The sequence below is a fragment of the Cupriavidus sp. F041 genome, assembly GCF_057814235.1.
The window spans coordinates 2,808,081-2,832,622 of sequence record NZ_JBVASY010000001.1 but is presented as its reverse complement, the minus strand read 5'-3'; the positions used below and the strand labels follow the sequence as shown (position 1 = coordinate 2,832,622).

The following is a 24,542-nucleotide window of genomic DNA, read 5'->3' as shown; positions in this document are numbered from 1 at the left end:
GCCCTCTCCTGCGATGAAACAGAAACGGGCTTTCCCGGCGCCGCCCACACGCGCCGCGGGGAAAGGCTGTGCCTCCGTCTTTTCAACGCCCAGTCATGGGCAGGAACGGAGAGCAACATGACAGAGCAACTGCTGGACCTGTTCGGTGAACGAGTCGCAGAGAAGCCGGATCGCGCGCCCAAGATTCAGGGCAGCCAAGCCAACATGATATCGATCGAGGCGCTGTCGCCTCATACGCTCAGTTGGGTCGGTGCGTGCATTGCCCGCGCTCTGTGGGACGCCATGCGCGACGACCTGGTCGCCTACGACGCCACCAAGGCAGCCAAGACAACGAAAGCTGACGACTTCTTCGGCTTGCCACCGCTATGGCCGCAAAAGCTCGCGATGTTTGACGTGCTGTGCTGGGCCTTCGACCTGTTCGATCGCCCACCCATCGCCCCGATCTCGGCGGTCTGCGGCGAACTCGACCTCGATGTTTGCCGTGTGCGCCGAACCCTGGCCAGAAACCTGCACCCCGAATTGCGCGAGTTGTTCCGCCTCATTCGGATGGCAGTGGGTGAAGGCAAGGCGGCGGACGCCGCGCACAAGCTCGACGACTACGTCAACCTCGGTAACTGGAGAAACCAATAATGCAAACCAAGCAAATCAGCAAGCCCGCGCGCCTGCTCTGTATCGTCGTGTTCATATTGCTGCTGCCGTATGCCCTGGTCGTTGGCAAGCAACGCTCCGAGAAGGCCATCGGCTGGATCGGAGACAAGTTCGGTGGCGAAGGTGGTGATGAAACGCTGGAGGACGGGGAACTTGAAGAGGTGGCACTTGCGCAGGCTGTCATGGAACCTAAAGCTCCGATAGCAGCGGCACCAGCACCTGTTGCCGTCAAGCCACCGCGCCGTCCCCGCAGCATGAGGGAGATTGCCGCTGGTATGGCACCCGAACCGGGCTTCACCGCAACCGAAGGCATCGGCGCTCGGTGCGTGCAGGTCAGGAAGATCGCGCGAAAGCGTGTCTTCTTCTACCAGTATGTCAACCATGTGCGCCGGGTGTTGCCCGACAAGGCTAGGCAGGAACGCCAGCAACTCGGCATCCTGACCCGGGCGGAGTTCCAGGAAGCCGGCCTGCCCTTCGGCATCGACAGCGCGGTGAGGCTCACCGAACTAGCGCTCAAGAGCAAATCGCGCACCGAGCGAAATGGGCCGAACGCCAAGCTTGCGACGGTCCATCCGCTGTACGTCGAGGACGTCAATGCGGCACTGGCCGACGCCAGCGCACCGCAGGAAGTCCTGGCCTGGGAAGACGCGGGCTACGGCCTGCCGCTTCCCGACACGTCAGAGCCGGTGGACCATCCTCCGCCGATGCCGGCCAGGCCCAACGCCGCAACGGCAACGGTCACGCCGATCGCGCGCGCGACAAAGAAGCCGATCAAGGTCGGCGTCGGTCGGATTCTCGACATGGGCGTGCGTCGGTTCACACCGGACGGCCGCAAACCGTATCAATCCTTCACGATCACCCTGGAAAAGCGCGACGGCAGCCGCAAGGCATTCAGCGGCGAGCACCTCGCGGAACTGGTCTCGGAGCGCCATGTGCGCATCGGCGACACCGTGAAGATCAGCATGCTCGGCCGCGTGGCCGTGCAGGTCCCGCATCCCGAGCAAGATGGGAAATGGATCGATACCCATCGCAACGAGTTCGAGATCCGTCATGTCCGTGCTGCTGCAGCTTGACCCCATCCACATCAACATAGGAGAGCATTCGTGGCATCCATCAACAAGGTGATTCTCGTCGGCAATCTGGGCGCAGATCCGGAATCCCGCTATATGCCCAGCGGCGACGCCGTGACCAACATCCGCCTGGCGACCACCGATCGCTACAAGGACAAGTCCAGCGGCGAGATGAAGGAGTCCACCGAGTGGCACCGCATCGCCCTCTTCGGCAAGCTGGCCGAAGTCGCTGGCCAGTACCTCAAGAAGGGTTCGCAGGTCTACATCGAAGGGCGCATCCGCACCCGGAAATGGACCGACCAGTCGGGCGCGGAAAAGTACAGCACCGAGATCGTGGCCGAGCAGATGCAGATGCTGGGCAATCGCTCGACAGGTGCATCGCACGGTAGCGACGACGACGGTGACGGCAGTCAAGCCCAACGTGACCCGGCACGCTCCGCCAGCGGCAGACCCGCCTCGTCCAGCAATCGCGGTAGCCGCGCGGCTCTGCCACCGCCGCCAGCCAGGCAGCCGTCTTCTGGCTACCCCGGTGGTGGCGCGCCGCGTAGCGGCGGCTTCGAGGACATGGACGGCGACATTCCGTTCTTCGCCCCGTTGGCGCTTGACGGCATTCCGTTTCGCCGCTAACGCGCCGTACGGAAGGCCCCCTTGGGGCCTTCCCGCTGCATCTTCAACCCTCCCCCTTACGGGGGCTTTCCTGATGCGCGCTGCGCTTCAGAAAAGCCTCTGCACCTCAGCAGTGGTCTCTTCGCTTTTGCATTGCCTTTCCGAGGCAGGAGAACACAATGAGCTTGAACTTTAAAGATATTGACTGGGTGAAGGTCCTGACTCGCGCCCAGCTTGACGTGAAATATCTCTCGAAGCGTCAAGGTCCCTGCCCGCTCTGTGGGGGCAAGACCCGCTTTCGTTTCGACAACAAGGATAATGCCGGCACCTATTATTGCAACCACTGTGGCGCCGGCAATGGCTACACGCTCCTGCGCGCCTTCACCGGCATGAGCGATCGCGAAGCGCTTGAGTTCCTGCAGGGAGAAACTAGCTGCCGGCCAGTTGGGCGGCCAGCCACCCGCCACGACGGGCGCAGCCTCAAGGCAAAGGCGGAAGCCGAGGCCAGGACGAAGCGCGCGAAGCTGAACGCGGCCTGGGCGGGCTCGGTCCCCATCAAGGGGACTTCGCCGGTGTGGGCCTACCTCAGCCGGCGGGTGCCCGGCCTGCAGCGCGCGTGGCTGTCGCCCGATCTTCGGTATCACCCGGCATTGGCCTTTTGGGATACCGACGATGAAGGCAAACCGGTGAATCGCGGCGACTGGCCGGTCATGCTGGCCAGGGCAAGGCGCGCAGATGGGACACCCGTCACGCTCCACCGCACCTACCTGAGCAAGGATGGCTACAAGGCGCCCTTCGCCGATGTGAAAAAGCAGATGGCGAGCCCCCAAAAGCTCGCCGGCGCCGCCATCCGCCTGAATTGCCCAACCACCCGAAGCCGCAAGGTTATCGTTTGCGAGGGTATCGAAACCGGCCTGGCCCTGGTGGCCGCGACTGGCAATCGCATCGAGGTGTGGTGTCTGTTGAACGCCGGCAACCTGGCCGCCGCCGACATCGCGCGGGATCGCTTCGACCAGGTAATTATCTGCGCCGATCGGGATCCCCTCGATCCGAAACACGGCTGGCGACCTGGCGAACACTATGCGGAGATGCTGAAGGCTCGATTGCTCATCGAAGGCTTCGGCGTGCGCCTGCGCGTACCGATGAATGAAGGCGAGGACTATTCCGATCTTTGGCTCAGGGCTGCGCATCTGCAACTGGCGGCCTAGACTTGGACGACAGGGGCGCGCTCCTCTCTCGGAACGGCGTAGGTGGCCATGGCCGCCACTTGCCAATGTAGGTAGCCCGCCCGGGAGACGAGCGAAAACGGGAGAACACCGCGACCAACGCATGATGAAGCTCCGTTATGGCGCCGCTACTTTTGTGATGCCTGGCGGCTTGCCAACTCGCAGAGTGTGACAGCTAGTGAGCTTTCTGTCGGCGGGGCGTTTTTCTAACGCGCCAACCCGCCGCTCGGGTCCGGCCCAGCAATCTCTGCCTGTTGTAGGACGCCCTCCCATAGCGACCCCTTGATTCCTGACCTATAACCGAGGCATCAGCATCAGCACGGAGTCCAGCATGCAACCAGGCGTAGAGGCCACGCGCGACATAGAGGAAGAGCTAGAAGACCTGGACGAAACGGATAGTCGAGCACGCACGGAAGCGCGTTGAGGCACAGGAACAGCGCATTGCACAGTTGAAGCGGGAGGGTATAGACAGCAAAAGCGCCGAGCAGCTTCTAGCCGACATGCGCGACAGTCTCAAACAACTCATCCTGCACCGCGCACTTATCGTCAAGAGCATCACGTCCCGGGAGTGAAGAGCCCGCCGCTGGCCTGTTTATGTGAACGAACTATCCACGCGCGTAGATGCCGGCGTTTTACTCGTGAGTTCAATGTGCGAACGTCCTGGCGACGCAAGGGCCAACCGGACCGTTAAGCATCCTAATTTCGAGTGCAGGAGTTCGCGACCTGCCCTCCTTCAGCGCCCGTGTCTACACGACAGCGAGCGCTTTTTTTGGGGCGGCAATGCGTCGTCCGAGAACCTCCACACTTTACTTCTTCGATACCGATACCGCCGCCGCGCCAGCGCCTCGTTCTCCAGGTCTGCCAGCCGCCTTTCCTGCTGCGTTGCACCTCCCATCATCGGTGAGTACAGAAGTTGGCGCGATGCATCACACTTACCAACGGCGACCTCCCCGCGTTGCCAATCTTCAATAGGTGTAGGCGTCACCCTGCCGCCTACACCTATTTCTTGCCCGTCACGATGACATGTGGTTCATCGGACTCGCTGACGTGCCGGGATTGCCCCTGTAGCCCCGCAATACACAGAGGCCTGTTATGGCCTGATCGCGCCCTCGTTGGCAACTTGGCCGGCCAAGAATCGGCATCACGGATTCCGTACTACCCCACCAAAGGGGCATCCCCACCAACGAGGGGAATTGCCTGGATGAACCAATGTGCATTATGGAACTCTCAACAGCAGGAGCCTGTATGACTCAGTTCATCAGATTTGCTCCGAGAAACCTCGCCATTCAGAGGCTGTCGCAAAAGGTACAAATCGAAACAATTCAGCGTAGCTTCTCAATAAAGCGGGGCAAACGGCGGCACGCGGCTCAGGTGGAGAGAGCGATGCGCTGTCCGAGGATGTGGGGAAGGAGGGGAATGTGATTGGTGTGTGAGATGCGGTCGGCCAGGTATTCCCAGAACGAGATTCCCAGCTTTCGACAGGTCTTCTTCAAGCTCGAGAAGGTGTCACGGCATTGGCGACCGAGTTCGCTGCGCGTGCCGCCACTGATCTTCTGCTTTTTCACGTGGTCGCGAATGTCGCGTTCACTGCCGTTGGTATGCAGTGGGATCTCGGGGCGTTCGAGCACCAAGAGCAGCTCGGACTTGTTCTTGTGAAGGCGTCTGAGCAAACGGTCCAGCGTCGCGTAACGGGTCTTTTGGATGAAGACTGCGTCAAAGCGTTTTTGCAGTTCGGCTTTGCGCTGGATCGTCGGATTCTGCTTGTATTCCTTCAGATCCGCATAGAGCGACCAGATATCGCCGCGCACACGGGCAATATCCTCGCGATGTAGGTCATTGAGCGGCAGCAGCTTGTGCACGAGACGCTCGGCGTGGACCCAGCATAAGCCGTGAATCAACACATTGAACTGTCCCGCATCATCGCTAATGATGGCCAGATCCTGGGCGACGCCACGTCGCCTCAGGCTGCCCAGTAACGCCCCTTCGGTGGCGATGTTCCGGTGGCGGGTAACGTCCATGCCCAGGCTGTCCAGGTGAGACAGCCACGCACTCTGGTCGGCAAAGCTCGCGCACTCATGCTGACGCAGCCCATCAACGAACGCCTGTGGGAGCCCACGCTTTTTCATGGAGGAGAGGGCCTCGTCGTTGACCTGGTAGCCATGTCCCGCCGCGAGCAGTTCGAGGAAATTGATGCGGCTCTTCGTGCTTGTGCTTTTGAACCAGGCGAAATGTTCGTTACCGATGTGGGTGACGTAGCCGTTGCGGCCCTGATGCCGCGTGCCGGTGTCGTCGACCGTCACATACGCCGAGAGCGCCAGCCCCGTCGACAGCAGATCCTCCTTTTCCTCGTGGAATCGCCCCTTGTCCTCCTGCAGCAGCGCATTCATCTGCCCGGACGAGATCTCGATACCCCATTCCCGCAACTGCTCGCACAGCAGCGGCTGCGTCACGTGGCAGTGGTGATATTGGTACAGCACGTAACTGACCAGTGTCGCGCCAAAGTGGCTGCCGGCAACGGCCTTGGGCAGTTGCCCGGTCAGCGTTTGACAGTCCGGGGTCTGCCAGCGTGCGAGCCGGTAGCGCGTATTGTGTGTCCCCATCACGAGGTCCTGGACCACGAAATCCCGGTAGCCCTTGAACCGCGAGCCAGACGGGATCGACTCGGCCGGCTGGATGACTTGCTCGCAATCGATCTTCAGCTGCCCCGTCTTGCTCCTGGCGGGCGAACCGCGTCGTCTGGCTGGTTTGCCCTGCTGCTGCCGATTGGACTCGCTGGTTTTGCCGGCCTCCTCATGCATACGGCTTGGTTTGAACGTAGGGCGCTTCTTCTCTCCCTTGAGCACCGCGACTTCGTCCTTCATGTGCCCCGCGTTCTCCACCAGACGATGGATGAGCTCCACCAGACCTTCACCCCAGGCCAGCACCTTCAGCACCGCCGGCGTGCGTTCGGCCTCGGCAATGAACGGCGCAACAAGTTTCTTCTTCACGGCCGCAGTCAGGCTACGCGCGCTTTTCCGCTCTTCTCAACTCGGCGAGTTCCTGTTCCAGTTGCTCCGTCTCCTGCTGCAAGCCATTGGCCATGTCGACCAATCCCTCAACCCATGCCAACACCTCAAGTTCTTTTGGCGTCAATCCTTCTCGCGCGATGTCCGGCGGCGTGAATTTTTGGCAAGTGGTCATGATCGGGCAGCGTGAATGGCGACGGCGAAAGTTAACATCCCCACCCAGCGTTTACAAGTGGAACGCGTTGCGGCTTGCGGCAAGCTCGCGCCGATATTTCCACGCCGACATTCCAGTCACCGGCCACGCCTCACCACCTGGCCTTGCCCCGGCTTATTGAGAAGTTACAATTCAGCTTTGTAAGTGCTTGAATTGTCAGGGCAAAAAAAGCCCACGCGCTCGGCCGTGTACCCTTTTGCGACAGCCTCTTCATGGCGGGGAGTGAAAGGAGCGCCGCCGTCAGGCGGCATTCCCACGTTAGGATGCGCGGCATGATTCTTGTCTACCGCTACCGGGTGAAGTCGCTCAACGGCCTGCTCAACAAGCAGAGCCGAGCGGTGAACTACGTCTGGAACTTCTGCAATGACACGCAGAAGCATGCGCTCAAATGGGGGAAGAAGTGGCCGAGCGGGTTCGATCTGAACGTGCTGACCACCGGCAGCAGCAAGGAGCTCGGCATCCATTCCGGCACGGTCAACGCGACGTGCGAGCAGTACGCGAAATCGCGCAGCCAGCATCGCCGTCCTTACCTGCGATACCGCGGCAGGAAGTGCCTCGGATGGGTGCCCCTGAAGGGCCGCGATCTGAAACGAGAGGGCGAGGCGTTTCGCTTTGCCGGAAGTACCTTTCGCGTGTTCAACAGCCGCCTGTTGCCCGAAGGCAAGATCAAGGACGGCACAAGCTTTGCGCAGGATTCGCGCGGGAACTGGTTTCTCAACATCGTGATAGAGGTGGCTGATGTGCCGGCACGCCCGATTCAAGCTGGCGTCGGCATCGACCTTGGTTTGAAGGACTTTGCCACGCTCTCGACCGGCGAGAAGCTTTCCAATGACCGGTTTGGCCGGCATGCCGCCGAAAGACTGGCCAAGGCGCAGCGTGCGCGAAAGCACAAGCGGCATATCGCCAAGCTGCATGCCAAGGTGGCGAATGCCCGCGCCGACTTCCAGCACAAGCTCGCGCTCGATCTCGTCCGGCGCTTCGATTACATCGCAGTCGGCAACGTGTCGGCTTCGAAACTCGCCAAAACCAGGATGGCGAAGAGCGTCTACGACGCATCCTGGTCGTCCTTCCGGGACAAGCTCCGCTACAAAGCGATTGCGCACGGGGCCACGTTTGAGGAAGTGAACGAAAGCGGTTCTACCCAGTCCTGTTCGGCGTGCGGTTCGAAAGACAGCACGACGCGGCCGAAAGGTATCGCAGGACTGCGAATAAGAGAGTGGACCTGTAGTCGCTGTGGTGTCGTGCATGACCGTGATACCAATGCTGCGCTGAACATTCTCCGATGCGGACGTGCATCGCCAGGTGTGGGAATCCCCAGCCTTTAGGCAGGGGAGGACGTCAATCAAAGTCCAACACGTCATTACTGGAACAATCCACGATGTCGATGTCTACGAGCGCCGGATTGAAGGTTACTCAGTGCTGGACTTCGAAAAATGGCGGAAGCTGTCTTCGGCGAATCTCCAAGAACCAGTTCGAGATGCCGGAAACGAAGGCGAGGTTCACTCGCGCATGAATGGTATCCGCCTAGCGGCGCGCACCACGCGCGATATCTCAGTCTCACCGAGAACACACACATCGCGCGGTACAGCTGCTCTGTACCAATTCCTCAGATTTGCTCCGAGAAACCTCGCCATTCATGGCGGGGAGTGAAAGGAGCGCCGCCGCCAGGCGGCATTCCCACGTTAGAATGTGCGGCATGATTCTCGTCTACCGCTACCGGGTGAAGTCGCTCAACGGCCTGCTCAACAAGCAGAGCCGAGCGGTGAACTACGTCTGGAACTTCTGCAATGACACGCAGAAGCACGCGCTCAAATGGGGGAAGAAGTGGCCGAGCGGGTTCGATCTGAACGTGCTGACCACCGGCAGCAGCAAGGAGCTCGGCATCCATTCCGGCACGGTCAACGCGACGTGCGAGCAGTACGCGAAATCGCGCAGCCAGCATCGCCGTCCTTACCTGCGATACCGTGGCAGGAAGTGTCTCGGATGGGTGCCCCTGAAGGGCCGCGATCTGAAACGAGAGGGCGAGGCGTTTCGCTTTGCCGGAAGTACCTTTCGCGTGTTCAACAGCCGCCTGTTGCCCGAAGGCAAGATCAAGGACGGCACAAGCTTTGCGCAGGATTCGCGCGGGAACTGGTTTCTCAACATCGTGATAGAGGTGGCTGATGTGCCGGCACGCCCGATTCAAGCTGGCGTCGGCATCGACCTTGGTTTGAAGGACTTTGCCACGCTCTCGACCGGCGAGAAGCTTTCCAATGACCGGTTTGGCCGGCATGCCGCCGAAAGACTGGCCAAGGCGCAGCGTGCGCGAAAGCACAAGCGGCATATCGCCAAGCTGCATGCCAAGGTGGCGAATGCCCGCGCCGACTTCCAGCACAAGCTCGCGCTCGATCTCGTCCGGCGCTTCGATTACATCGCAGTCGGCAACGTGTCGGCTTCGAAACTCGCCAAAACCAGGATGGCGAAGAGTGTCTACGACGCATCCTGGTCGTCCTTCCGGGACAAGCTCCGCTACAAAGCGATTGCGCACGGGGCCACGTTTGAGGAAGTGAACGAAAGTGGTTCTACCCAGTCCTGTTCGGCGTGCGGTTCGAAAGACGGCACGACGCGGCCGAAAGGTATCGCAGGACTGCGAATAAGAGAGTGGACCTGTAGTCGCTGTGGTGTCGTGCATGACCGTGATACCAATGCTGCGCTGAACATTCTCCGATGCGGACGTGCATCGCCAGGTGTGGGAATCCCCTGCCTTTAGGCAGGGGAGGACGTCAACGTGCCATACCGCAAGGGCAGGGGCGACTCGCTCCAGCCTGGCGAGATCCGCCAAGCCTCCAGCGAGGTCGGTGCCATCCGCATCGCCCAGGCTATGGCCTCGAGCTTTGCCGGCGTCGCGGCCTATGAAGTGCTGGTGGATGAGGAAACGGGACAGATGGACTCTCCGCGCATCCTGGCGCAGGAAGGAAGTGTCCCAGTTTTCGGCGAGTGAGGCTATTGGCGCCCTGCCAACCAGGTTCCCCTTCGCTGATCGTGGCGTGCCATGCAGCGCTCGGCGCGCGTCAAGACAGGCGAAGTCCGCTTGAGTCTTGCGGTTGTCCTCGCTCACGCAATCGCACGCCGGACACGTCCGGCTTGTGTTCTGCGGCGGCACGGCCACAAGCCAGCCGCCGTTCCATGCCACCTTGTAGTCCAGTTGGCGGCGGAATTCGAACCAACCCTCTGGCCGCTTGCCGCGCCGTGTACTTCGGCATCAAGCGCCTTCTCGCCACGGCGGCATCTGCCACGTTGCATTGATCGTGACCGTCGCCGGCCTTTTCATCTCCCTTGGGGTCGGCGCGTACGCACAACACCGGTTCTTCAAGAAGATGACCAGCGTGATCGCCCCTCACAGCTCAATGATCGACAGCCATTTTGTGACCTTCATCGTCACTATCATGCCCCAGCACCGGGCCCTCGCTAATGCCGCCCACATCACACTTCCCCAGCCCAAATGCCCCGTCATAAGGCGACGCGACACAGAGCCTGAGAAATGCGCCGCAGGCAACGGCAATGGCGAGAACGGTAATCATTGGTATGCAATTGGATCGGGGGGGGGCAAACAGGCTACCAGCATCGACCACGTTCAATTCAAAGAATAGTCAGCAAAAAACCGAGGTGCTCGCATGATCGGCCGCGAATATACCACCTTCGGCATGTGCTCGGGCGGATGCCACGGCGAGCCACGCAGGGGCAATGCGACACGCCATCGGCCGCAGCGCCACGTCACCTACGCCGCGCCTGCACCTCGTTCTCCAGATCCGCAGGCCCCCTCCCTGCTCCGCGACGCATCCCTTCATCCGCAGGGTACCGCATTTGATGCGATGCACCATAATCAATCCCGGCGACAGATTGACCCCCGTTGCCAGTCCTCTAGGGTGTAGGTGTCTACCTGCCGCCTACACCCCCTTTTTCCTCACTTGGAGGCAGCGTGAGAATTACTCCTATTCTTGCCCTTATGCTGGTGCCGGGCGTAGTTCACGCCCAGCTCTCGGCATACAAATCTTCCGGATCTGCTGGCTACGGCGGCTATGCCGCCGCCTCTCAGCAGCGCGGCAGTACTGCCTATGGCTCAACACAAGGCCAGAACAATTCGCTCTCCGGAGTGAATGGCGGCATTACGCAGCGCTATAGCAACGCATATTCAGGGCATCAGCGAGAAGATATGACTGCTGCGGAGGCCGCGGGGGCTTCGCGGGATTTCGGGGGAGGAGGAGGAAAAACGTCTTTGAATCCGTCGACGACCCGCTCTCAGTCGGGCAAATGAATTGGAGCGACGCAGTCGCGCTGAGACCATTCTACGGTTGCGATTGCAGAGCGCGCCTCACCGGCAGGCTGAGAATTGGCCTGCCTGCAGTCGCTAGTCGAGCCCGAGGAATACCTCAAGCTGGAGCCCTGAGTGATCAGGCCTGGCGCGAGCGGATCGGCAATGCGGTGCCGCCGGACGCGGCGCGCGCGATCGCCGGGGTGATGGGCACCACCCTGCTGCTGGCCGAGTCCGGCGAGACATTCATGCTGTCGGCCACGCCGGTATGGGTGCCGCCGGTGGCGGTGGCGCTGTCGGTCGCTCGCCCAATACAAGGCGCTGCGGCGAAACAAGCTCGTCGTCACCGTGCCGCCGCATCACAGTTCGCAGGAGTGTAGCCAGTGCGGTCACACCCACCCGGACAACCGGCCCTCGCAGGCTGTGTTTGTCTGCCAACGCTGCGACTTCCGTGCCAACGCCGACCACAATGCGAGCCTGGTGATTCGCGATCGCGGCGTGGCCCTGGTCCGGTCGGGAGGGTTCTCGGCCAAGGGTAAGAAGAAGACGATGCGCCTCAGAAACAAGGTAGGGGCGGGATGCTCCGAACCGGGGTCCGAAGGGACCTCTACGCCGGGGGAGACTAGAGTAAGACATCGGGCGGGCAACCCCACGGTCCATGAGTCGCCGAACCCGGAAACCCCCGCTACAAGCCGAAGGCTTTAGCGTTGGGAGTATTCATGCACCTGACCGCCCCGACTCTCGACGGCGAAGCCGGCGCCATCCTCTCCGACTGCGAGCAGTACCGCTACCGCCTCTGGCGCGAGTGGGATCGCAGCCAGCCGGCCCTGGGCTTCATCATGCTCAACCCGTCCACCGCTGATCACCAGGTCAACGACCCGACGATCACCCGTTGTCTGCAGCGCGCGCTGGCCGGCAAGTACGGCCGCCTGGAGGTGGTGAACCTGTTCCCGCTGCGGTCGACCGATCCGGACGGGCTGCTGATCCACCCGGCGCCGCTGGGCCGGGAAGACACGGCCAACTGCTCGATCAAGGACGCGCTCGATCGCTGCTCGCTGGTGATCTGCGCCTGGGGTGCGCACAAGTCCGCGCCGGCGCGCGCCGCGGAGGTGTTGCGCATTATCCGCACTTGCGGCCGCGGCGCCCTGCTCTACCACCTTGGGCTTAACCAGGACGGCAGCCCGAAGCACCCGCTGTATATCGCAGCCAAGGTACGGCCGCAGCCTTACGAAATATGAACGAAGCGGCACGTCGTATTATTGAGACAACCCGGCAGGCCGTCGCCCGGACGGCAGCGTGCGCGTCTGGCGCCACCACATCGCCGGCGTTGGCGGCCAGTCGCAGCAAAAGCAGCGCCGCCGCACGCCTGAGCTCGCATCAGATAGGAAGGCCGCATGATCGGACGCCGCAAAAAAAGCCTCGCCACTGCCGTCGCGCGTCTACGAAAAGCACGGGTCCTGGTGGTTCGTGGGCATCAGGCGGAAATGGCACAAGCTTTGCCGCGTCGACGAAGGCTTAACCAAGAACACGGAGTTGGCACGGCTCAGCCAAGAGGCGGACGCCAAGCAGACTAACACGATGCCTGCACTCATCGACGACTGGCTGTTGATGAAGCTTCCCCGCTATGTAATCAGCACGCACGAGGAATACCGGCGGATGGCGACCTTCCTGAAAACGGAGTTCGACCGCGAGTGGACGCCTGGGGACGTGAAGCCACGCCACGTGGTCCGTTTCCTCGACAGGCATTTCGCCAGCGAGCCCAACGCCAGCAATAAGTACCGCGCCCTGCTCTCGGTGATCTGTCCATCACGCATAGTTTCTCGGTTAGCGTGCCAGCGATAGCAGTTCGTGGACTAGGCTGATGGGGTATACGCCTGTCAGCGCGCCGCATGCTCGCCAATCTTGCGTTGTCGACCCAGGGATAACACGTGCCCGCTATCGTTATACCGATGCGGCAGATGTGTAATCCACGCCCCCTGCAGCGAAGGCTGGCGCCGGATCAGCCCAGCATTTGTTCCTTGCTTGTCAGGCCGCCGACCAGTTGCCGAGTCACACCCATTAGCATTTCGCGCTTCTCATCGCTCAGTCCCTCTAACAGTTCCACAATTTTCCTGGCCTGATCCACTTTCCGGTTCGATGCTTCGGGGATAACTCGCCAGTTGCCGTTCCCTTATCCTGCACCGCCGAAATCCGCGTGATCACCGCTTTGATCAATGGATCGACTCCCGAAATTTTCGTATGCGTTGATTTTTTCAATAAATCCTTTGTTAAAACAAAAATTGTGCAAGCATGCTATGAGCATTGGTACAGCATCTTCAAATTTCCCATTAGTCATATGGATCGAATCTAAATTCGTCAGCTCAATATCTGAGCATTGTACGAGCGCCAATTGTCGACTTATGTCGCAAATACGCGAGAGACGTCTTGCTGAGTAAATTTTTTACACACAAACAAATAAAAATCAGCGATCATTACCGCATGCCCGAGTAACGGTGGGCCAAGAGTTCATAGGTGCCGACCTCAACGGCAGTGGTACTCGAAATTCAGCGCACGCACGGTCTGCAAGGCCCCGAGCAGCTGCTTCCATAGCCAGTCCTTCCGTGGACACTGCGCGCTCGTGCACTGTCCATATGCCGACTGGCTTCTTTCCGTTCATTGGTGCACCTACGATTGCCAATACTGAGGACGTCCAACACGTGACGGCTCCCAGCTTTGCGGGCAGTTTTGGCCTGTGCGGCTGGATGGAGCACAGCTTGTCCGAACACGGATCCTCCAGAGGGCACACCCAACAGCCATACATCTCGATCGCCAGGAGGCGGGGACACCGATCACGAAGCCCAATACACAGCGGCGGGATGATCGGGTCATGCGAGGTGGCCGCATGCGCATTACCGGCGGTTCAGTCGACAACACAGGCCCGTGGCAGCCTGCTCAGAATGCCAACACAGAATCCACGGCCAGAGGTGGGGCGCGTGGGCGCAGCGACGGGAACGTTGCTGCGATGGTCAGGTTGCGTTTGCTCCACGCGCCAGGCTAGTCGGCGAAATCGCTAAAGGACGGAGCTATTGGATTGAACGCGTACGCAGGAGTGGCCGGGAGCCAAATTCGATCAGAAGTACAGGTGAATTCGGCTGTTGCGTGACACAAACTGCTTTGTATAAATATTGGAAGGCGTGCCGAATACGGCGGCCTAGCGAGCGCGGGATTCATTAGCGCGCTTGGAAACCGGAGAAAAGGAGGTTCTTTATGTACGGTGAGGTATTTGACACCATGGCCGATCGGCCGCCACCATCCCATGACATAGTCCAATTCACGTATCAGGATCAAGCTGTCCGTGCCCTGATTGACAAGGATGGCCAATCCTGGTTTTGCGTGACTGACTTGTGCGTGGTCCTTGGCTATAACAACTCGAGGTCGGCAGTCGAACAGCTTTGTGAGGATGCGGACGGGGTAGCGAAGTTCGACACGCCTACGAACGGCGGTGTTCAGAGCTTGGCTTTTATCAGCGAAGCCAACCTCTATATGCTGATCTGCGGCAGCAAGCTCGCGGCGGTCAAGTCGTTCCGGGTGTGGATTACGCACGAAGTCTTACCGGCACTTCGGTCGCGTGAAGTCTATACGTTGGAAGTCCATACTCGAACCTTCAGCCACGTTTCCACCAAGGCCCTTGAGGAGGCCTGTCGGGCTGTCGCCAAGCTTCCGGAAGCGAACCGCGTTCTCGCGTATGACGTTCAGCGCCTACACCTCAAACTTGTGGAGAAGGACTTCCGCATCTCAGCGCTCGAGGCCGAGAAAGGCCGCCGGGAAACCATGGTAAAGATCCGTCTGGCGGCGCTTCACCATGCAGCGATGCTGCGTGCGGGGGGCCGCGGCTATGCGGACATCGCGCACTTGCTGGGCACTGACCTCGACTTAGCCCAGAGGATGGTTGTCACTTGGGAGACGCTCTCGGAACTGAATTTGGCTCCGGCTTTGCAGCAGACAACGCTGTCAACGCCGCCCTGAAGGGCGGCGTTCTCCGGCAGCCCCGCTACCTTGTGAACAGGGGCAAGACCAACGTTGGGATGCTTCACTCAGTCCCAACCTCTGGAAGCCCCGGTTGCAGACAAGCGGCAGGGTAAGCACGAAACGGATCCCGGCACATCGCCGGTCCGCAACACGGCCGAGGGGAGACCGACCTCCTGGAAGGGAGGCGTTTCCAGGCCCGTGACAATGAGGGGGATTGCCGTGGCAGTCATTGTGTTGGACAGAAGCAGCCAGGCGTCGATGCCGTGCAGCGAGAAGCGAGCCCGCCAGTTCTCCGAGCGCGGTCGCCCGTGCGTGCGCTGCCCGATGCCGTCTATCCAGCATTGGCAGGTACCGGTGCAGCCCATCAAATGCGTCGCACGCGGCTCGCCACCGTCGGCTTCCCGCGCGGCGACCTCATGCGCAGCAAGCAGGTGAAGGGCTTCGAGACGGGCGACCTGGTTCACGCCAAGGTAGCTGATCGTTCGATGCAACACCCCCGAATCCACGGCCTACTTGGCTTGGGCGATGGATGATCGCGCAGCGTCCGCCAAGAATGCGAACGACATGGAGAGCGGGCGAAACCGTGACCAACCGGAGGGCCAAATAGCGTCCAGCGCTATGCAAACTGGACAACGCCCCCACCGGATGTCGGTTTGCTCGCAACGATTGGAGAGATAAAGCGCAGGCAGCCTGACCCTTGGGCGCCTGATTCGAGACAGGCCGCCGATCCGATAGAGAAGGTTCAAGCTAAACCAGCGAACAGCACCCCAATTCCGAGTTGGAAGCGCTGGCTACACGAAATGCCGTAATAACTTGAGAACCGAGTCGTTATCATGATGACTATCGATTACGCAGGCATCGCCGCCCGCTCTGGTCTCCCCCCGGAGTTCATCGATGCCTTTAAGCTGCTGGCAGCAAAGCATCTCCGGAAAATCCGGAGCCCATCTCGGCTGAGTGACAAGCCGGTCTCGTTTGAAACGCAGTATCGTCGTATGGTGAACTTGTTAGCCGCATTCCGAGAGCTGCGGGAGGACGGCTACAAGCTGAGCAGCCCGTGGAATCTGAAGCAGAAGCACATTGCGCACCTCGTCAGGAAGTGGGTACTCAAGCTGAACCAGGCGCCTGGGACCGTGGAGAACAAGCTGACCTATTTGCGCACCATTGCAGCCTGGATGGGTAAGCCCAATCTGGTCGGGAAGCTCGACGACTACGTTGAGCGGCCGGAAGAGTATCGCCGGACCTATTACGCCGAAGTGGAAAAGACCTGGGAAGGCCAAGGCGTGGAAATCACCGCGCTGCTGGCGGAGATCGAGCGCACAGACCCCTTTGTCGCGATCCAGCTAAAGCTGCAGGCGGCGTTCGGCTTGCGCGCTAAGGAATCGTTCCTGCTACGGCCACACCGAGTGACCGTTGATGGTGCGCTGCTGGTGGACGCCGGTACCAAGGGCGGCCGCGCACGCGACGTCCAGATCGAGTTTGAGGCGCAGTACGTGCTACTGGCATCGGCATGCCAACTGGCCAACAGCACGAGCCGAACCACCATTCCGCTCGGCTACACCCTGGACCGGTGGAGGAATCACTTCTACCACGTGCTGCGCACGCATGGCGTGACCAAGGGCGCTCTGCAGGTGACGGCGCATGGGCTGCGGCACCAGTACCTCAACGGCCTCTACCACCGGATCACCGGGGAACGCTCGGCCATCCAAGGCGGAGCGAAGCCGGCCGACGCCCTTCATGAGTTGGGCATGAGGCGGATCGTGGAGGCAGCGGGTCATTCCCGGGCGACCAAGAGCGAGGCTTATCTCGGCCGGCACACGGCGGTAAAGCGAAAGCGGCCGACGATCGAGGAGGTCCGGGCGGCCTTGGAAAAATCCGGGCAGGAGAAAAAGGCGGCTGCCGCCGCTTTGGGGATCTCGCGGCAGGCGCTGTATCGCATCCTTGATCGCGCACGCTCGCAGGTGACCGTGGCGCACCCGACGAACGGTGTGGAGGAGCAAGCGGACGAATAGAGCCAATTCCCGGTCATGTGTCGTGCCGCAATTCTGCCACTTCCATGTCCGATCGCTCAACGTCGGGGCCCCGGCCGCCAGCGCGTGGGAAATATTGGGATGCCGCAGCCAGTGTGTACTGGCCGCCCCAGCCGCGCCGCGCGGGTCGGCGAGGCGCAGCGTGCCGGCGCAGGCCGTCAAGAATCCCTTGATCGGCTTGGCGAGCGTGACAGTGCTGACTCCAGCGGCGGCATCGACGGGGTTGGCGGCGCACCCGCCAGCCCACGGCACCCGCTCTCCCAGGCCGGTCACGTGGCCGAGCAGCGCCGCCCGGGACCGAGTTGGCGCCGGGGTCTGCCGGATGGCTACGCGCCACCCGATATGCCCCCAGCCGCGCGATCACCGCTGGCGGCAACGTGGCCGCGACCACCTCGGACGGGCGCAGGCCGGTGGCGTGCAGCAGGGGAAAACGACCTGGGCCGAGGTGGGCAGCAGCGCGTCGAACTGGGTCAGCACGAAGGCCCATTGATCCACGGTCAGGTTGCGCCCCACGTCCAGCTGTCGAAATTCGCTCAACGCTGAACTTTGTTCACTCAACGTTGAACCCCACAAACCACGGGCGAGACCAAATTTTCAATATTTTCTAAGGATCACTTGTCCTAACCGTAAACCACGCCGAACGTCGAGCGAAGCCCGCGTCACCGGCGCACCTTCTCCATGGCCTTGTCCCGCTCGGCCTGGGCGTCCACGATGAGCCGGTAGGCAGCGTAGTATTTATAGATGTTCCGCACGTAGGTGGTAGTCTCGATGCCGATCTTCTCCGCGACCACGATCTCCACATTGTTGAGCCACTGGTCGGGGTCCAGCCCGCGCTGCGCGGCCTCCTTGCGCATCTTGGCGATATTGGAGGGGCCGGCGTTGTAGCTGGCGAAGGCAAACAGCGCGCGGTTGTTCCCGTTGAAGTGCGCGTCCGGAAAGTAGCGGGTCATCAATTGGTCCATGTACTTCGCGCCAGCATGGATGTTCGACTCGATCACCGCGATGTTGCCCACGTTCAGGCCCTTGCCGGTCGCCGGCATGATCTGCATGATGCCGATGGCGCCTACTCGGCTGTGCGCATTCTGGTCAAGTTGCGACTCTTGGTAGCCCTGTGCAGCGAGCATCAGCGGATCGAAGCCATACTGATTGCCGTACTTTTCGAATAGCGCCAGGGTCTCCCGGAAACGCTTCAGCTCGGCGGCTTCCGTGTTATTGGTGATCTGCTTGACTCGCTTCAAGGCCTGCTTGAGCCGATAGTCCAGCACGCCCTGCTTCTTCACGTAGTTAACATAGAAATCATTGACAGCCTGCTTCAGTTGCGGACTGTTCTTGCGGATGGCCCAGCCGATCATCCCTTCGGAACGTACCGCCAGATTGTCGTGCACCTTCACCATCGGCAATATCTGCGCCCACATCGCGGCCTTCCAGTCATCGACCACCACAATCTGCAGCAAGCCGGCATTGACCATCTCAAGCACGTCCTCATCCTCGAGCGCGTCAGGCAGCAGAGTGAGTTTGATCGGTGTTTTGCCGGCTGCGCGCAAGCGCTTGTCCAACGCCGTGAGACTCTCGTAATAGCTGGAGGCGCGCCGCACATGCACAGTTTTTCCGGCCAGGTCGTCCAACGTGGCAAGCGCGGGCGACTTCGGGCCGGTCACGACCAACTCGCGCACAGGCTTGCGGTCCTGCGGCGCCACGAAGTCCGCCTGCTTTAACCGCTCCTCAGTGACGGTCAGGTTCCCGGCGGCGATATCGCCAAGTCCGGCCGCCAGATCCGGCAGCAGGCGATCGCGGGTGGTGGGGATCATGATGACCGTGACGGGACGCTTGCCGAGGCGGTCAGCATAGGTCTTGTTCAAATAGCGCTCGAAGTCGCGCATCAATTCTGCGGTCAGGCCACGCTCGCGGCCCTTGTCGTTGAAGTAAAGCGTGCGGCTGTAGGGTATGAGCACACGGATTGAGCGCCGCTCAAGCATACCGTCGAAGTCGCCTCGCCAGGGCGCGTGTTTCAGGTTGAACTGGCGGACGGGTGGGGGAGCGGCTGGGGCTGAAGCGCCTGTCGGCGATTGCGGTTCAGCGCCCTGGACACTCTGTAAGCCAAAGGCCAGCATGAACAGGAATCCAGCAACGATATGGAACAGCCGGGAGAAGTTCATGACGAATAACTCCGTGCGCATAGCGGCAACGCCCAGCCAGGGTGGGCGTTGCCAGCGTTCTGCGAAGGCCGCTGCGCCCCCGTCGACCATGCCGCGCCTGACCGTCGATACCTTGAGTCTAGAACCTGACAATTACCGGTCTTCCGCCATTTGCTTAGCCACGCTGGATTTCCCAATGGGCAGCCATTCAAGGCATCCGGCTCCATTGCATTGCGCGAACCGGTAGTTGATGCTCTGAAGCTCCTCGGATTCAGCGTTTCGCGACGCCATGAGCGCCACGCTATCATGAAGCCCGCCACACATCCATCGCACCAGGCTCGCATATTGCGCGCTGCCGTACAAAGGCTCCAACGCCCTCAAGATCGCGCTGAATCCCTTGGCCAGACTATAGTCGTCATCTCCCACCAGATCGACAGCAAGCATCGTCTACCGCGGGTACTACGCTTTCGTCCAAGTGCTCAAGCAACCCGTGGAACTGTCGCATGCGCAGTTGGCCGCGTTCAGGAAACTGTACCCGATGAACGCACGGCCGGTACAGCCGCTGCACGCTCGCAGCGTCCGGTCGAGCCGCTGACTTCGGCTGCCGGCGTAATGCCGCGGCGGTAGTTAGCACTCAATACTCGACGTTGTTGTAATGTCTTTATGTCCCTATTGTAGCTACAAGCTGCGTCGACCCAAAGCGTCGGGTAGGCACCTCAAAAAGGCCCGCGGGGCACGCAGGTAGGATGCTGTAGGCGGCCAAGGTAGATCAGAACTCCCGGGAATCGCAGCGACCCCCTTGTTCACTACCGGAGCAATCCATGCGCAAAACCGTATTCAAAGATTCCACGGCGCCGGAAAAGCGTCGTCCGCGATACTTTTCGCCTACCGAGGCCAACTGGTTGGCTGGCGGCACTTCGCACTGAATCTATTCCAGGCAGCCGCTTCGCTACTGTGGATGCTAACGACTAACCGGCTCTGCGAGCCGGGCGCTACCCCCCTCCAACCAAATCGGACGGCGCCGCCTATGTGGCGCTACGCGACGGGCCGATTTGGATGGAGCCCCCCGCGCATTGGGTGGCCGCACCGGAACTAGAAGGGCATTGCGTCGAAGACGGGAGCAGGCGGAGCGAGCTTGAAGGTCTTGAGCCAGCCCTTCAGATTTTTGATGTCTTCGAACGCGACTAGATCGCGTTCAATGGCGCGGATATTTAGCCGGAGCTCCTCGACATCTGCGGCAAGCTTTCGTAGGACGATCTCTGGAGAGAGGTCTTCAAAAGGATCGATTCCGTAACTGTGCCGAAATGCGGTTTCGACTTGCAGGATCTCCTGATCCAGTTCGCGAACTTGCTCTTTCAGGATCTTGTTGTAGTGTTTCAGCCGATCTTCGCTGATGTGGTTGATCGAATGCTGGTCGATATGTTCCAGCTCCAGTTGCAGCTCCAACAACTGCAGCAGGTTGTTCTTGTTGTAGGCCGCATTGACGCGCTGCATCAGTTTGGTTTTCCGCTCGCGCTCCTGCAGGTCGGCCTCGCGATCCGGATGAAGAGCGCTGGCCAGCTTGCGATAGACTTCACGGATAGAGAGGCTGATCTGGGCTTGTTCTTCCTGCGCGCGCGCCTCTGCCGCTAGCTGCTTGGGTGATTTTCTCCGCTCGGCGCGACGGGCTTCCCGCGCTGCGATTTCCGCGGCCGCTTCCGCGTGCTGTTTGTGCATGTGCGCCTGGGCGCGCTGGAGCAGGTCTTCTGGCGAGCTCATGTCCACGTCATCCCCCAGTTCAACGCCAAGCACGGCCTCCAGCATGGATTTCATGCCGTCGATGTCGGCGGCGGTTTCACTATCGTAGTCAGTCGCGCTGTACTTGTTGTAGACGGCTTTCAAGCTGTCATCTTCAACTGCCAGATCGCCCGCCAAATCAGTGATCACGGCGGCAATCTTGCGACGCTCAGTTTTGGTCAGTTCCTTCTTCTCGTAGGCCCGATCCAGGCAATGCACCATCCGGTTCTGCAGATCAGTCGAGGTCTGCTCCAGCGGTAGGTACTCGTTGACGTATCGCTGCTGGAAGGTAGGCGTGACGGCTTCCCAGGCACTCAGCCGCATGCGGCGCTTCTCAAGCTGCTTGATCAGCGAGTTGAATGTTTTTTGCCCTTTCGACAGCATGGATCGGTTGTGATCGGGCGCGATGCTGACAGACTTGTGGTTGGTCCTGGCCATGAGTGGGCTTTGCGCTGCAGGCGGCTGGAAATCGAAGGATGTGCGCATTCTAGCCGATCAGCGGCGGATGGGAACCACGTGATGCAAGCTCGTATGTTTAGCTCTAAATTGATAAGTGATCTTAGCGTGCTGGCTCTGGCCAGCGTCCGCCAGGACAGCGCGCCTCAAATGACGTTCGATGCAAGACTGTTCCATCCCACCCGATTTCCGCGAAGGCGACACTCTCGCGGCTATACGCGGCGGCGCAGCGCCGGTCATGACAGCGGTAATGGGTGGGCAGGTCGACTACACGTTCATCCCGACAACCCTTGCCATCGCCAACAAGACCAAGTTGCGCCGCTACGCGCTGGGCTCGCTCAGGCGGCATCGTTCCATTCCGCGGCTTCCTCCCCCGAGGCTTGTCCGACGCCTGCCCGCCAGTTCCGGCGCACGCTCGCAGGCCTGTGCGTGAGGGCAGGCATCAGACAACCCTTAACGGTTTCGGCCATTCGTGCCGGCCTGCGCCAACGGCCAAGTTCGGCCTCTACGGCCGTTCGGTGATGCGTCTCCCAATGGCCGAAATGGGTTGCGGATTCAACCGGTCGAAACTTGCGGTTGGCCCGCGCGCCGCCGACCGCGCGCGCCCCACGCTGACGATATCTGCCGTATCAGCGACGAGCGCCGCCCGTCGCATATCGACTGAAGACCTTTGTCCGATCCTCGCGTCGTTACGTGCATACTCACGTTAACCGCAATGACAAGGGACGACCGATGAACCTTGCAATCCTCCTCGCCCACCCCTGGTTCGGCACCTGGACGGCAGCCGTTATCGCTGTCCTCGTCGCGTTGCTAGCGCATCGTCTCGGTGGCGTCCTGCTGTTGCGTATTACCCGCTCTGCCCCAGTGCTGAATGCCATCGTGAGGAAAGCTCGGGCCCCATCGAAGGCAGTCTTGCCACTGCTGGCGCTGCAGGCAATCTGGCAAGCCGCGCCAGGCGATCTGCGCTGGATTGACAGCGTGAGGCATTTCAACGGTGTGTTGATGATTGCCGCAACCACCTGGCTTGTGGCGCGCATCATCGCCGGTTTTGCGCAAGGCGTACTGGACCAACACCCAGTGGATGTAGAGGACAATATGGGTGCGCGGCGCATCCACACGCAAACGCGCGTTCTCTCCCGCATTGCGATGACGCTTGTCGTGGTTATGGGTGCGGCTATGCTGCTCATGACCTTTCCAGGCGCTCGGCAAGTCGGCGCCAGCCTATTAGCCTCCGCGGGCGTGGTCGGTCTGATCGCGGGATTTGCGGCCAAGCCCGTGTTCAGCAACATGATTGCCGGGCTGCAACTCGCCCTGACTCAGCCCATCCGGCTGGATGACGTACTCATCGTCGAAGGCGAGTGGGGCCGCGTGGAGGAGATCACCGGCACGTACGTCGTGCTCCGGATATGGGACGAGCGCCGTCTCATCATCCCGTTGCAGTATTTCATCGAGAAACCGTTTCAGAACTGGACTCGCAGCAATGCCCAGCTTACGGGATCCGTGTTCTTCCACGTGGACTACGGCATGCCACTGGCACCGCTACGCGAGGAGTTGGAGCGCATCGTGCGCGCAGCGCCCGAGTGGGACCAGCGGTTCTTCAATCTGGTGGTCACCGACGCCACGGAGCGGACGATGCAGATCCGCGTACTGTGCACGGCGGCGTCATCTGGCCTGGTGTGGGATTTGCGCTGCGTGGTACGCGAAGGGCTGATCGACTTCATGCAGCGCGAATTCCCGCAATTCCTGCCGCGGGTGCGAATCGAGGACAACGACGATGCGCCGCAGCGAACCACTCCTGCGTAAGTCTCCTGAGCGCGACTGTCGCGCATTTGGAGCCGGAAACCGGCATCCAACGCTGCCGTGGCCAGCCGTCATCGCTATTGCTCGCGACGCACTGGGATTCGCATTGACGTAGCTCTCCCCCAGCGGTTCCTTGGCTTGGCCGAAGATCCGTCCAGCACGAAGATCCGTATTTGGCTGAAATCCGCCGTCTGAGTGACCATCTGAGCGAGGAGGAGAACGGCCACTATCGGCTGTTCGATCGTGTATCGTCCGAACGCTTCTTCCTGGCCGATAGAGTCCGTTGGCAGTGGTTCCACAAAGCCGCCTATCAGTTGCAATCTGGAGCAGGATGCGACCGCCCTGCTCGGCCGATGAAGCGACGGTCGTCAATCTCGAACTGGATGACCGCTAGCCACCCCTCACCGGCCGTTCGGCGAGCGGAGGCTGGATGGCGGCTCGTCGGCCGTTTCGGCCATTCGAGGGAGACAAGCGCAGCGCGACTGCGAGGCCAATCTGTTGCAAGCAGCGGACTCCGATAAGGATGAGATCAGATCTAAAGATCTTTGACTAGGCTACCGATATACCTATCTCTATGCTTTACCGGTGCTGTGCGCAGGACGGCTAAGAGTCGGGGCCATATTATGATGTCATCATGAGGTCATATGAAAACACTAAGAACCGTAGTGAGCAGTTGGTCGTCGGAATCGGGGGCGGTGAAGTCGAGTTTTTGGAAGAGCACAATGGCGATAGCCAGCAGCGCGCTGGAAGGTGCCGGTCTCATGCGGCAGGCTGTTAGTCAGAACCTGAAGCTGCAGCAAAAGATTCGCACGATACGGGAAGAGTTGCACAAGGCAGAAGCTGAGCGTGACATCTATCGTGACCTTCACGCCCGCACGTTGGGCGAACTCCAACACGCCATGGATACGACCCCGGCCGAATGGAAGCGGCTGCGCGCTGAAACTGAGGCGTTGCAGATCCGGCGCCGCGCCTACAAACTGGTGGTGGAACACTACGCGCGTATCGGCGCCCCGATAGATCTGGTTATCTTTTCGGCACAACGCAGACGGGTGCAGCAGCACTTCCTGCTCCAGCGTCGCAAGGGCCTGCCGATCACGCAGGTCGGCGTCGACGATATAGCGTTCCTGCTGCGATAGTCAGGCAACCGGAAGCGGCCAGCACTTGCTGGTAGGTGCTGCATCCGTCGATGGATACAGCCATTCGGAGCGCATTGAGTTCGCGCTCGCGATCGGCAGCTTTGGCCGATAAAGAGACGATCGCGAACCTCAGCACGGATGACC

24 protein-coding genes and 3 pseudogenes are annotated in these 24,542 nt (G+C 60.7%); 19 read left to right on the top strand and 8 right to left on the bottom strand.

Going from position 1 to position 24,542, the window contains the following annotated elements:
- Nucleotides 1-117 precede the first annotated feature (117 nt).
- The 4 genes from ACZY0R_RS12930 to ACZY0R_RS12915 all read left to right on the top strand — a co-directional run bounded on the left by ACZY0R_RS12930 (nucleotide 118) and on the right by ACZY0R_RS12915 (nucleotide 3,532).
- Nucleotides 118-630 carry a hypothetical protein gene (locus tag ACZY0R_RS12930; protein WP_488858768.1) on the top strand — a complete coding sequence of 171 codons (513 nt, stop codon included), beginning with the start codon at nucleotides 118-120 and terminating at the stop codon, nucleotides 628-630.
- 56 nt (nucleotides 631-686) lie between these two features.
- Entirely contained in the window at nucleotides 687-1,721 is a 1,035-nt protein-coding gene (locus tag ACZY0R_RS12925; protein WP_488858767.1) for a hypothetical protein, read from the top strand.
- A 30-nt stretch (nucleotides 1,722-1,751) separates the two neighbouring features.
- Nucleotides 1,752-2,345: a single-stranded DNA-binding protein gene (gene ssb, locus ACZY0R_RS12920; protein ID WP_488858766.1), complete on the top strand. Its 594-nt coding sequence runs from the start codon at nucleotides 1,752-1,754 to the stop codon at nucleotides 2,343-2,345.
- Between the two features lie 158 nt (nucleotides 2,346-2,503).
- Complete coding sequence (locus ACZY0R_RS12915; RefSeq protein WP_488858765.1) at nucleotides 2,504-3,532, top strand: DUF7146 domain-containing protein; 1,029 nt, start codon at nucleotides 2,504-2,506, stop codon at nucleotides 3,530-3,532.
- 1,385 nt (nucleotides 3,533-4,917) lie between these two features.
- Here the strand turns inward: ACZY0R_RS12915 and ACZY0R_RS12910 are convergent.
- Both ACZY0R_RS12910 and ACZY0R_RS12905 read right to left on the bottom strand, forming a co-directional pair.
- On the bottom strand, nucleotides 4,918-6,537 hold the full coding sequence (locus tag ACZY0R_RS12910; protein ID WP_488858764.1) for an IS66 family transposase: 1,620 nt from the start codon (nucleotides 6,535-6,537) through the stop codon (nucleotides 4,918-4,920).
- A gap of 13 nt (nucleotides 6,538-6,550) precedes the next feature.
- A complete protein-coding gene (locus tag ACZY0R_RS12905) occupies nucleotides 6,551-6,730 on the bottom strand; it encodes a hypothetical protein (RefSeq protein WP_488857125.1) in 180 nt (59 codons plus the stop codon).
- A gap of 311 nt (nucleotides 6,731-7,041) precedes the next feature.
- Between ACZY0R_RS12905 and ACZY0R_RS12900 the strand changes: the two genes are divergently transcribed.
- The 3 genes from ACZY0R_RS12900 (at nucleotide 7,042) to ACZY0R_RS12890 (ending at nucleotide 9,749) form a co-directional block, all read left to right on the top strand.
- A complete protein-coding gene (locus tag ACZY0R_RS12900) occupies nucleotides 7,042-8,094 on the top strand; it encodes an RNA-guided endonuclease InsQ/TnpB family protein (RefSeq protein WP_488858763.1) in 1,053 nt (350 codons plus the stop codon).
- Between the two features lie 371 nt (nucleotides 8,095-8,465).
- Nucleotides 8,466-9,518, top strand: coding sequence for an RNA-guided endonuclease InsQ/TnpB family protein (locus tag ACZY0R_RS12895; RefSeq protein ID WP_488858762.1), 1,053 nt, complete (start codon nucleotides 8,466-8,468; stop codon nucleotides 9,516-9,518).
- A gap of 18 nt (nucleotides 9,519-9,536) precedes the next feature.
- Nucleotides 9,537-9,749 carry a hypothetical protein gene (locus ACZY0R_RS12890; RefSeq protein WP_488858761.1) on the top strand — a complete coding sequence of 71 codons (213 nt, stop codon included), beginning with the start codon at nucleotides 9,537-9,539 and terminating at the stop codon, nucleotides 9,747-9,749.
- Between the two features lie 69 nt (nucleotides 9,750-9,818).
- Here the strand turns inward: ACZY0R_RS12890 and ACZY0R_RS12885 are convergent.
- Nucleotides 9,819-9,980: pseudogene (locus ACZY0R_RS12885) on the bottom strand (zinc ribbon domain-containing protein); the annotation flags it as partial.
- Nucleotides 9,981-10,056: 76 nt separating this feature from the next.
- Between ACZY0R_RS12885 and ACZY0R_RS12880 the strand changes: the two are divergent.
- The 7 genes and pseudogenes from ACZY0R_RS12880 (at nucleotide 10,057) to ACZY0R_RS12850 (ending at nucleotide 15,065) form a co-directional block, all read left to right on the top strand.
- Entirely contained in the window at nucleotides 10,057-10,398 is a 342-nt protein-coding gene (locus ACZY0R_RS12880; protein WP_488858760.1) for a hypothetical protein, read from the top strand.
- A 329-nt stretch (nucleotides 10,399-10,727) separates the two neighbouring features.
- Nucleotides 10,728-11,063: a hypothetical protein gene (locus tag ACZY0R_RS12875; RefSeq protein WP_488858759.1), complete on the top strand. Its 336-nt coding sequence runs from the start codon at nucleotides 10,728-10,730 to the stop codon at nucleotides 11,061-11,063.
- Between the two features lie 72 nt (nucleotides 11,064-11,135).
- Nucleotides 11,136-11,440, top strand: a pseudogene (locus tag ACZY0R_RS12870) (hypothetical protein); the annotation flags it as partial.
- The gene (locus ACZY0R_RS12865; protein ID WP_488858758.1) at nucleotides 11,409-11,765 is read left to right on the top strand and encodes a zinc ribbon domain-containing protein; all 357 of its coding nucleotides are present in this window, start codon (nucleotides 11,409-11,411) and stop codon (nucleotides 11,763-11,765) included. The pseudogene ACZY0R_RS12870 and the gene ACZY0R_RS12865, both read left to right, overlap by 32 nt.
- A 14-nt stretch (nucleotides 11,766-11,779) precedes the next feature.
- Entirely contained in the window at nucleotides 11,780-12,298 is a 519-nt protein-coding gene (locus tag ACZY0R_RS12860; RefSeq protein WP_488858757.1) for a DUF1643 domain-containing protein, read from the top strand.
- A gap of 340 nt (nucleotides 12,299-12,638) precedes the next feature.
- Nucleotides 12,639-12,902, top strand: coding sequence for a hypothetical protein (locus ACZY0R_RS12855; RefSeq protein WP_488858756.1), 264 nt, complete (start codon nucleotides 12,639-12,641; stop codon nucleotides 12,900-12,902).
- A 1,404-nt stretch (nucleotides 12,903-14,306) separates the two neighbouring features.
- Nucleotides 14,307-15,065 carry a BRO-N domain-containing protein gene (locus tag ACZY0R_RS12850; protein ID WP_488858755.1) on the top strand — a complete coding sequence of 253 codons (759 nt, stop codon included), beginning with the start codon at nucleotides 14,307-14,309 and terminating at the stop codon, nucleotides 15,063-15,065.
- A 68-nt stretch (nucleotides 15,066-15,133) separates the two neighbouring features.
- On the opposite strand, the gene ACZY0R_RS12845 is transcribed toward ACZY0R_RS12850, so the two are convergent.
- Nucleotides 15,134-15,559, bottom strand: a complete 426-nt coding sequence (locus ACZY0R_RS12845; protein WP_488858754.1) for a hypothetical protein — start codon at nucleotides 15,557-15,559, stop codon at nucleotides 15,134-15,136.
- 342 nt (nucleotides 15,560-15,901) lie between these two features.
- Here ACZY0R_RS12845 and ACZY0R_RS12840 point away from each other — a divergent pair, with 342 nt between their 5' ends.
- On the top strand, nucleotides 15,902-17,077 hold the full coding sequence (locus tag ACZY0R_RS12840) for an integrase domain-containing protein (RefSeq protein ID WP_488858753.1): 1,176 nt from the start codon (nucleotides 15,902-15,904) through the stop codon (nucleotides 17,075-17,077).
- Nucleotides 17,078-17,455: 378 nt separating this feature from the next.
- On the opposite strand, the gene ACZY0R_RS12835 is transcribed toward ACZY0R_RS12840, so the two are convergent.
- The 3 genes from ACZY0R_RS12835 to ACZY0R_RS12825 all read right to left on the bottom strand — a co-directional run bounded on the left by ACZY0R_RS12835 (nucleotide 17,456) and on the right by ACZY0R_RS12825 (nucleotide 19,674).
- Nucleotides 17,456-17,632 (bottom strand): hypothetical protein, encoded by a 177-nt coding sequence (locus ACZY0R_RS12835; protein WP_488858752.1) that lies wholly within the window; start codon nucleotides 17,630-17,632, stop codon nucleotides 17,456-17,458.
- Between the two features lie 122 nt (nucleotides 17,633-17,754).
- Nucleotides 17,755-19,206 (bottom strand): MltF family protein, encoded by a 1,452-nt coding sequence (locus ACZY0R_RS12830; RefSeq protein WP_488858750.1) that lies wholly within the window; start codon nucleotides 19,204-19,206, stop codon nucleotides 17,755-17,757.
- Between the two features lie 177 nt (nucleotides 19,207-19,383).
- Nucleotides 19,384-19,674, bottom strand: coding sequence for a hypothetical protein (locus tag ACZY0R_RS12825; RefSeq protein ID WP_488858749.1), 291 nt, complete (start codon nucleotides 19,672-19,674; stop codon nucleotides 19,384-19,386).
- A gap of 28 nt (nucleotides 19,675-19,702) precedes the next feature.
- Between ACZY0R_RS12825 and ACZY0R_RS12820 the strand changes: the two are divergent.
- Nucleotides 19,703-19,825 (top strand): annotated as a pseudogene (locus ACZY0R_RS12820) (carbonic anhydrase); the annotation flags it as partial.
- Between the two features lie 497 nt (nucleotides 19,826-20,322).
- Here ACZY0R_RS12820 and ACZY0R_RS12815 read toward each other — a convergent pair.
- A complete protein-coding gene (locus ACZY0R_RS12815) occupies nucleotides 20,323-21,444 on the bottom strand; it encodes a molecular chaperone DnaJ (RefSeq protein ID WP_488858748.1) in 1,122 nt (373 codons plus the stop codon).
- Nucleotides 21,445-21,700: 256 nt separating this feature from the next.
- On the opposite strand from ACZY0R_RS12815, the gene ACZY0R_RS12810 reads away from it, so the two are divergent.
- From ACZY0R_RS12810 to ACZY0R_RS12800, 3 genes are all read left to right on the top strand, one after another.
- On the top strand, nucleotides 21,701-21,895 hold the full coding sequence (locus ACZY0R_RS12810) for a hypothetical protein (protein ID WP_488858747.1): 195 nt from the start codon (nucleotides 21,701-21,703) through the stop codon (nucleotides 21,893-21,895).
- Nucleotides 21,896-22,194: 299 nt separating this feature from the next.
- Complete coding sequence (locus ACZY0R_RS12805) at nucleotides 22,195-23,265, top strand: mechanosensitive ion channel family protein (RefSeq protein ID WP_488858746.1); 1,071 nt, start codon at nucleotides 22,195-22,197, stop codon at nucleotides 23,263-23,265.
- A gap of 641 nt (nucleotides 23,266-23,906) precedes the next feature.
- Nucleotides 23,907-24,398 carry a hypothetical protein gene (locus ACZY0R_RS12800; RefSeq protein WP_488858745.1) on the top strand — a complete coding sequence of 164 codons (492 nt, stop codon included), beginning with the start codon at nucleotides 23,907-23,909 and terminating at the stop codon, nucleotides 24,396-24,398.
- Nucleotides 24,399-24,542 lie beyond the last annotated feature (144 nt).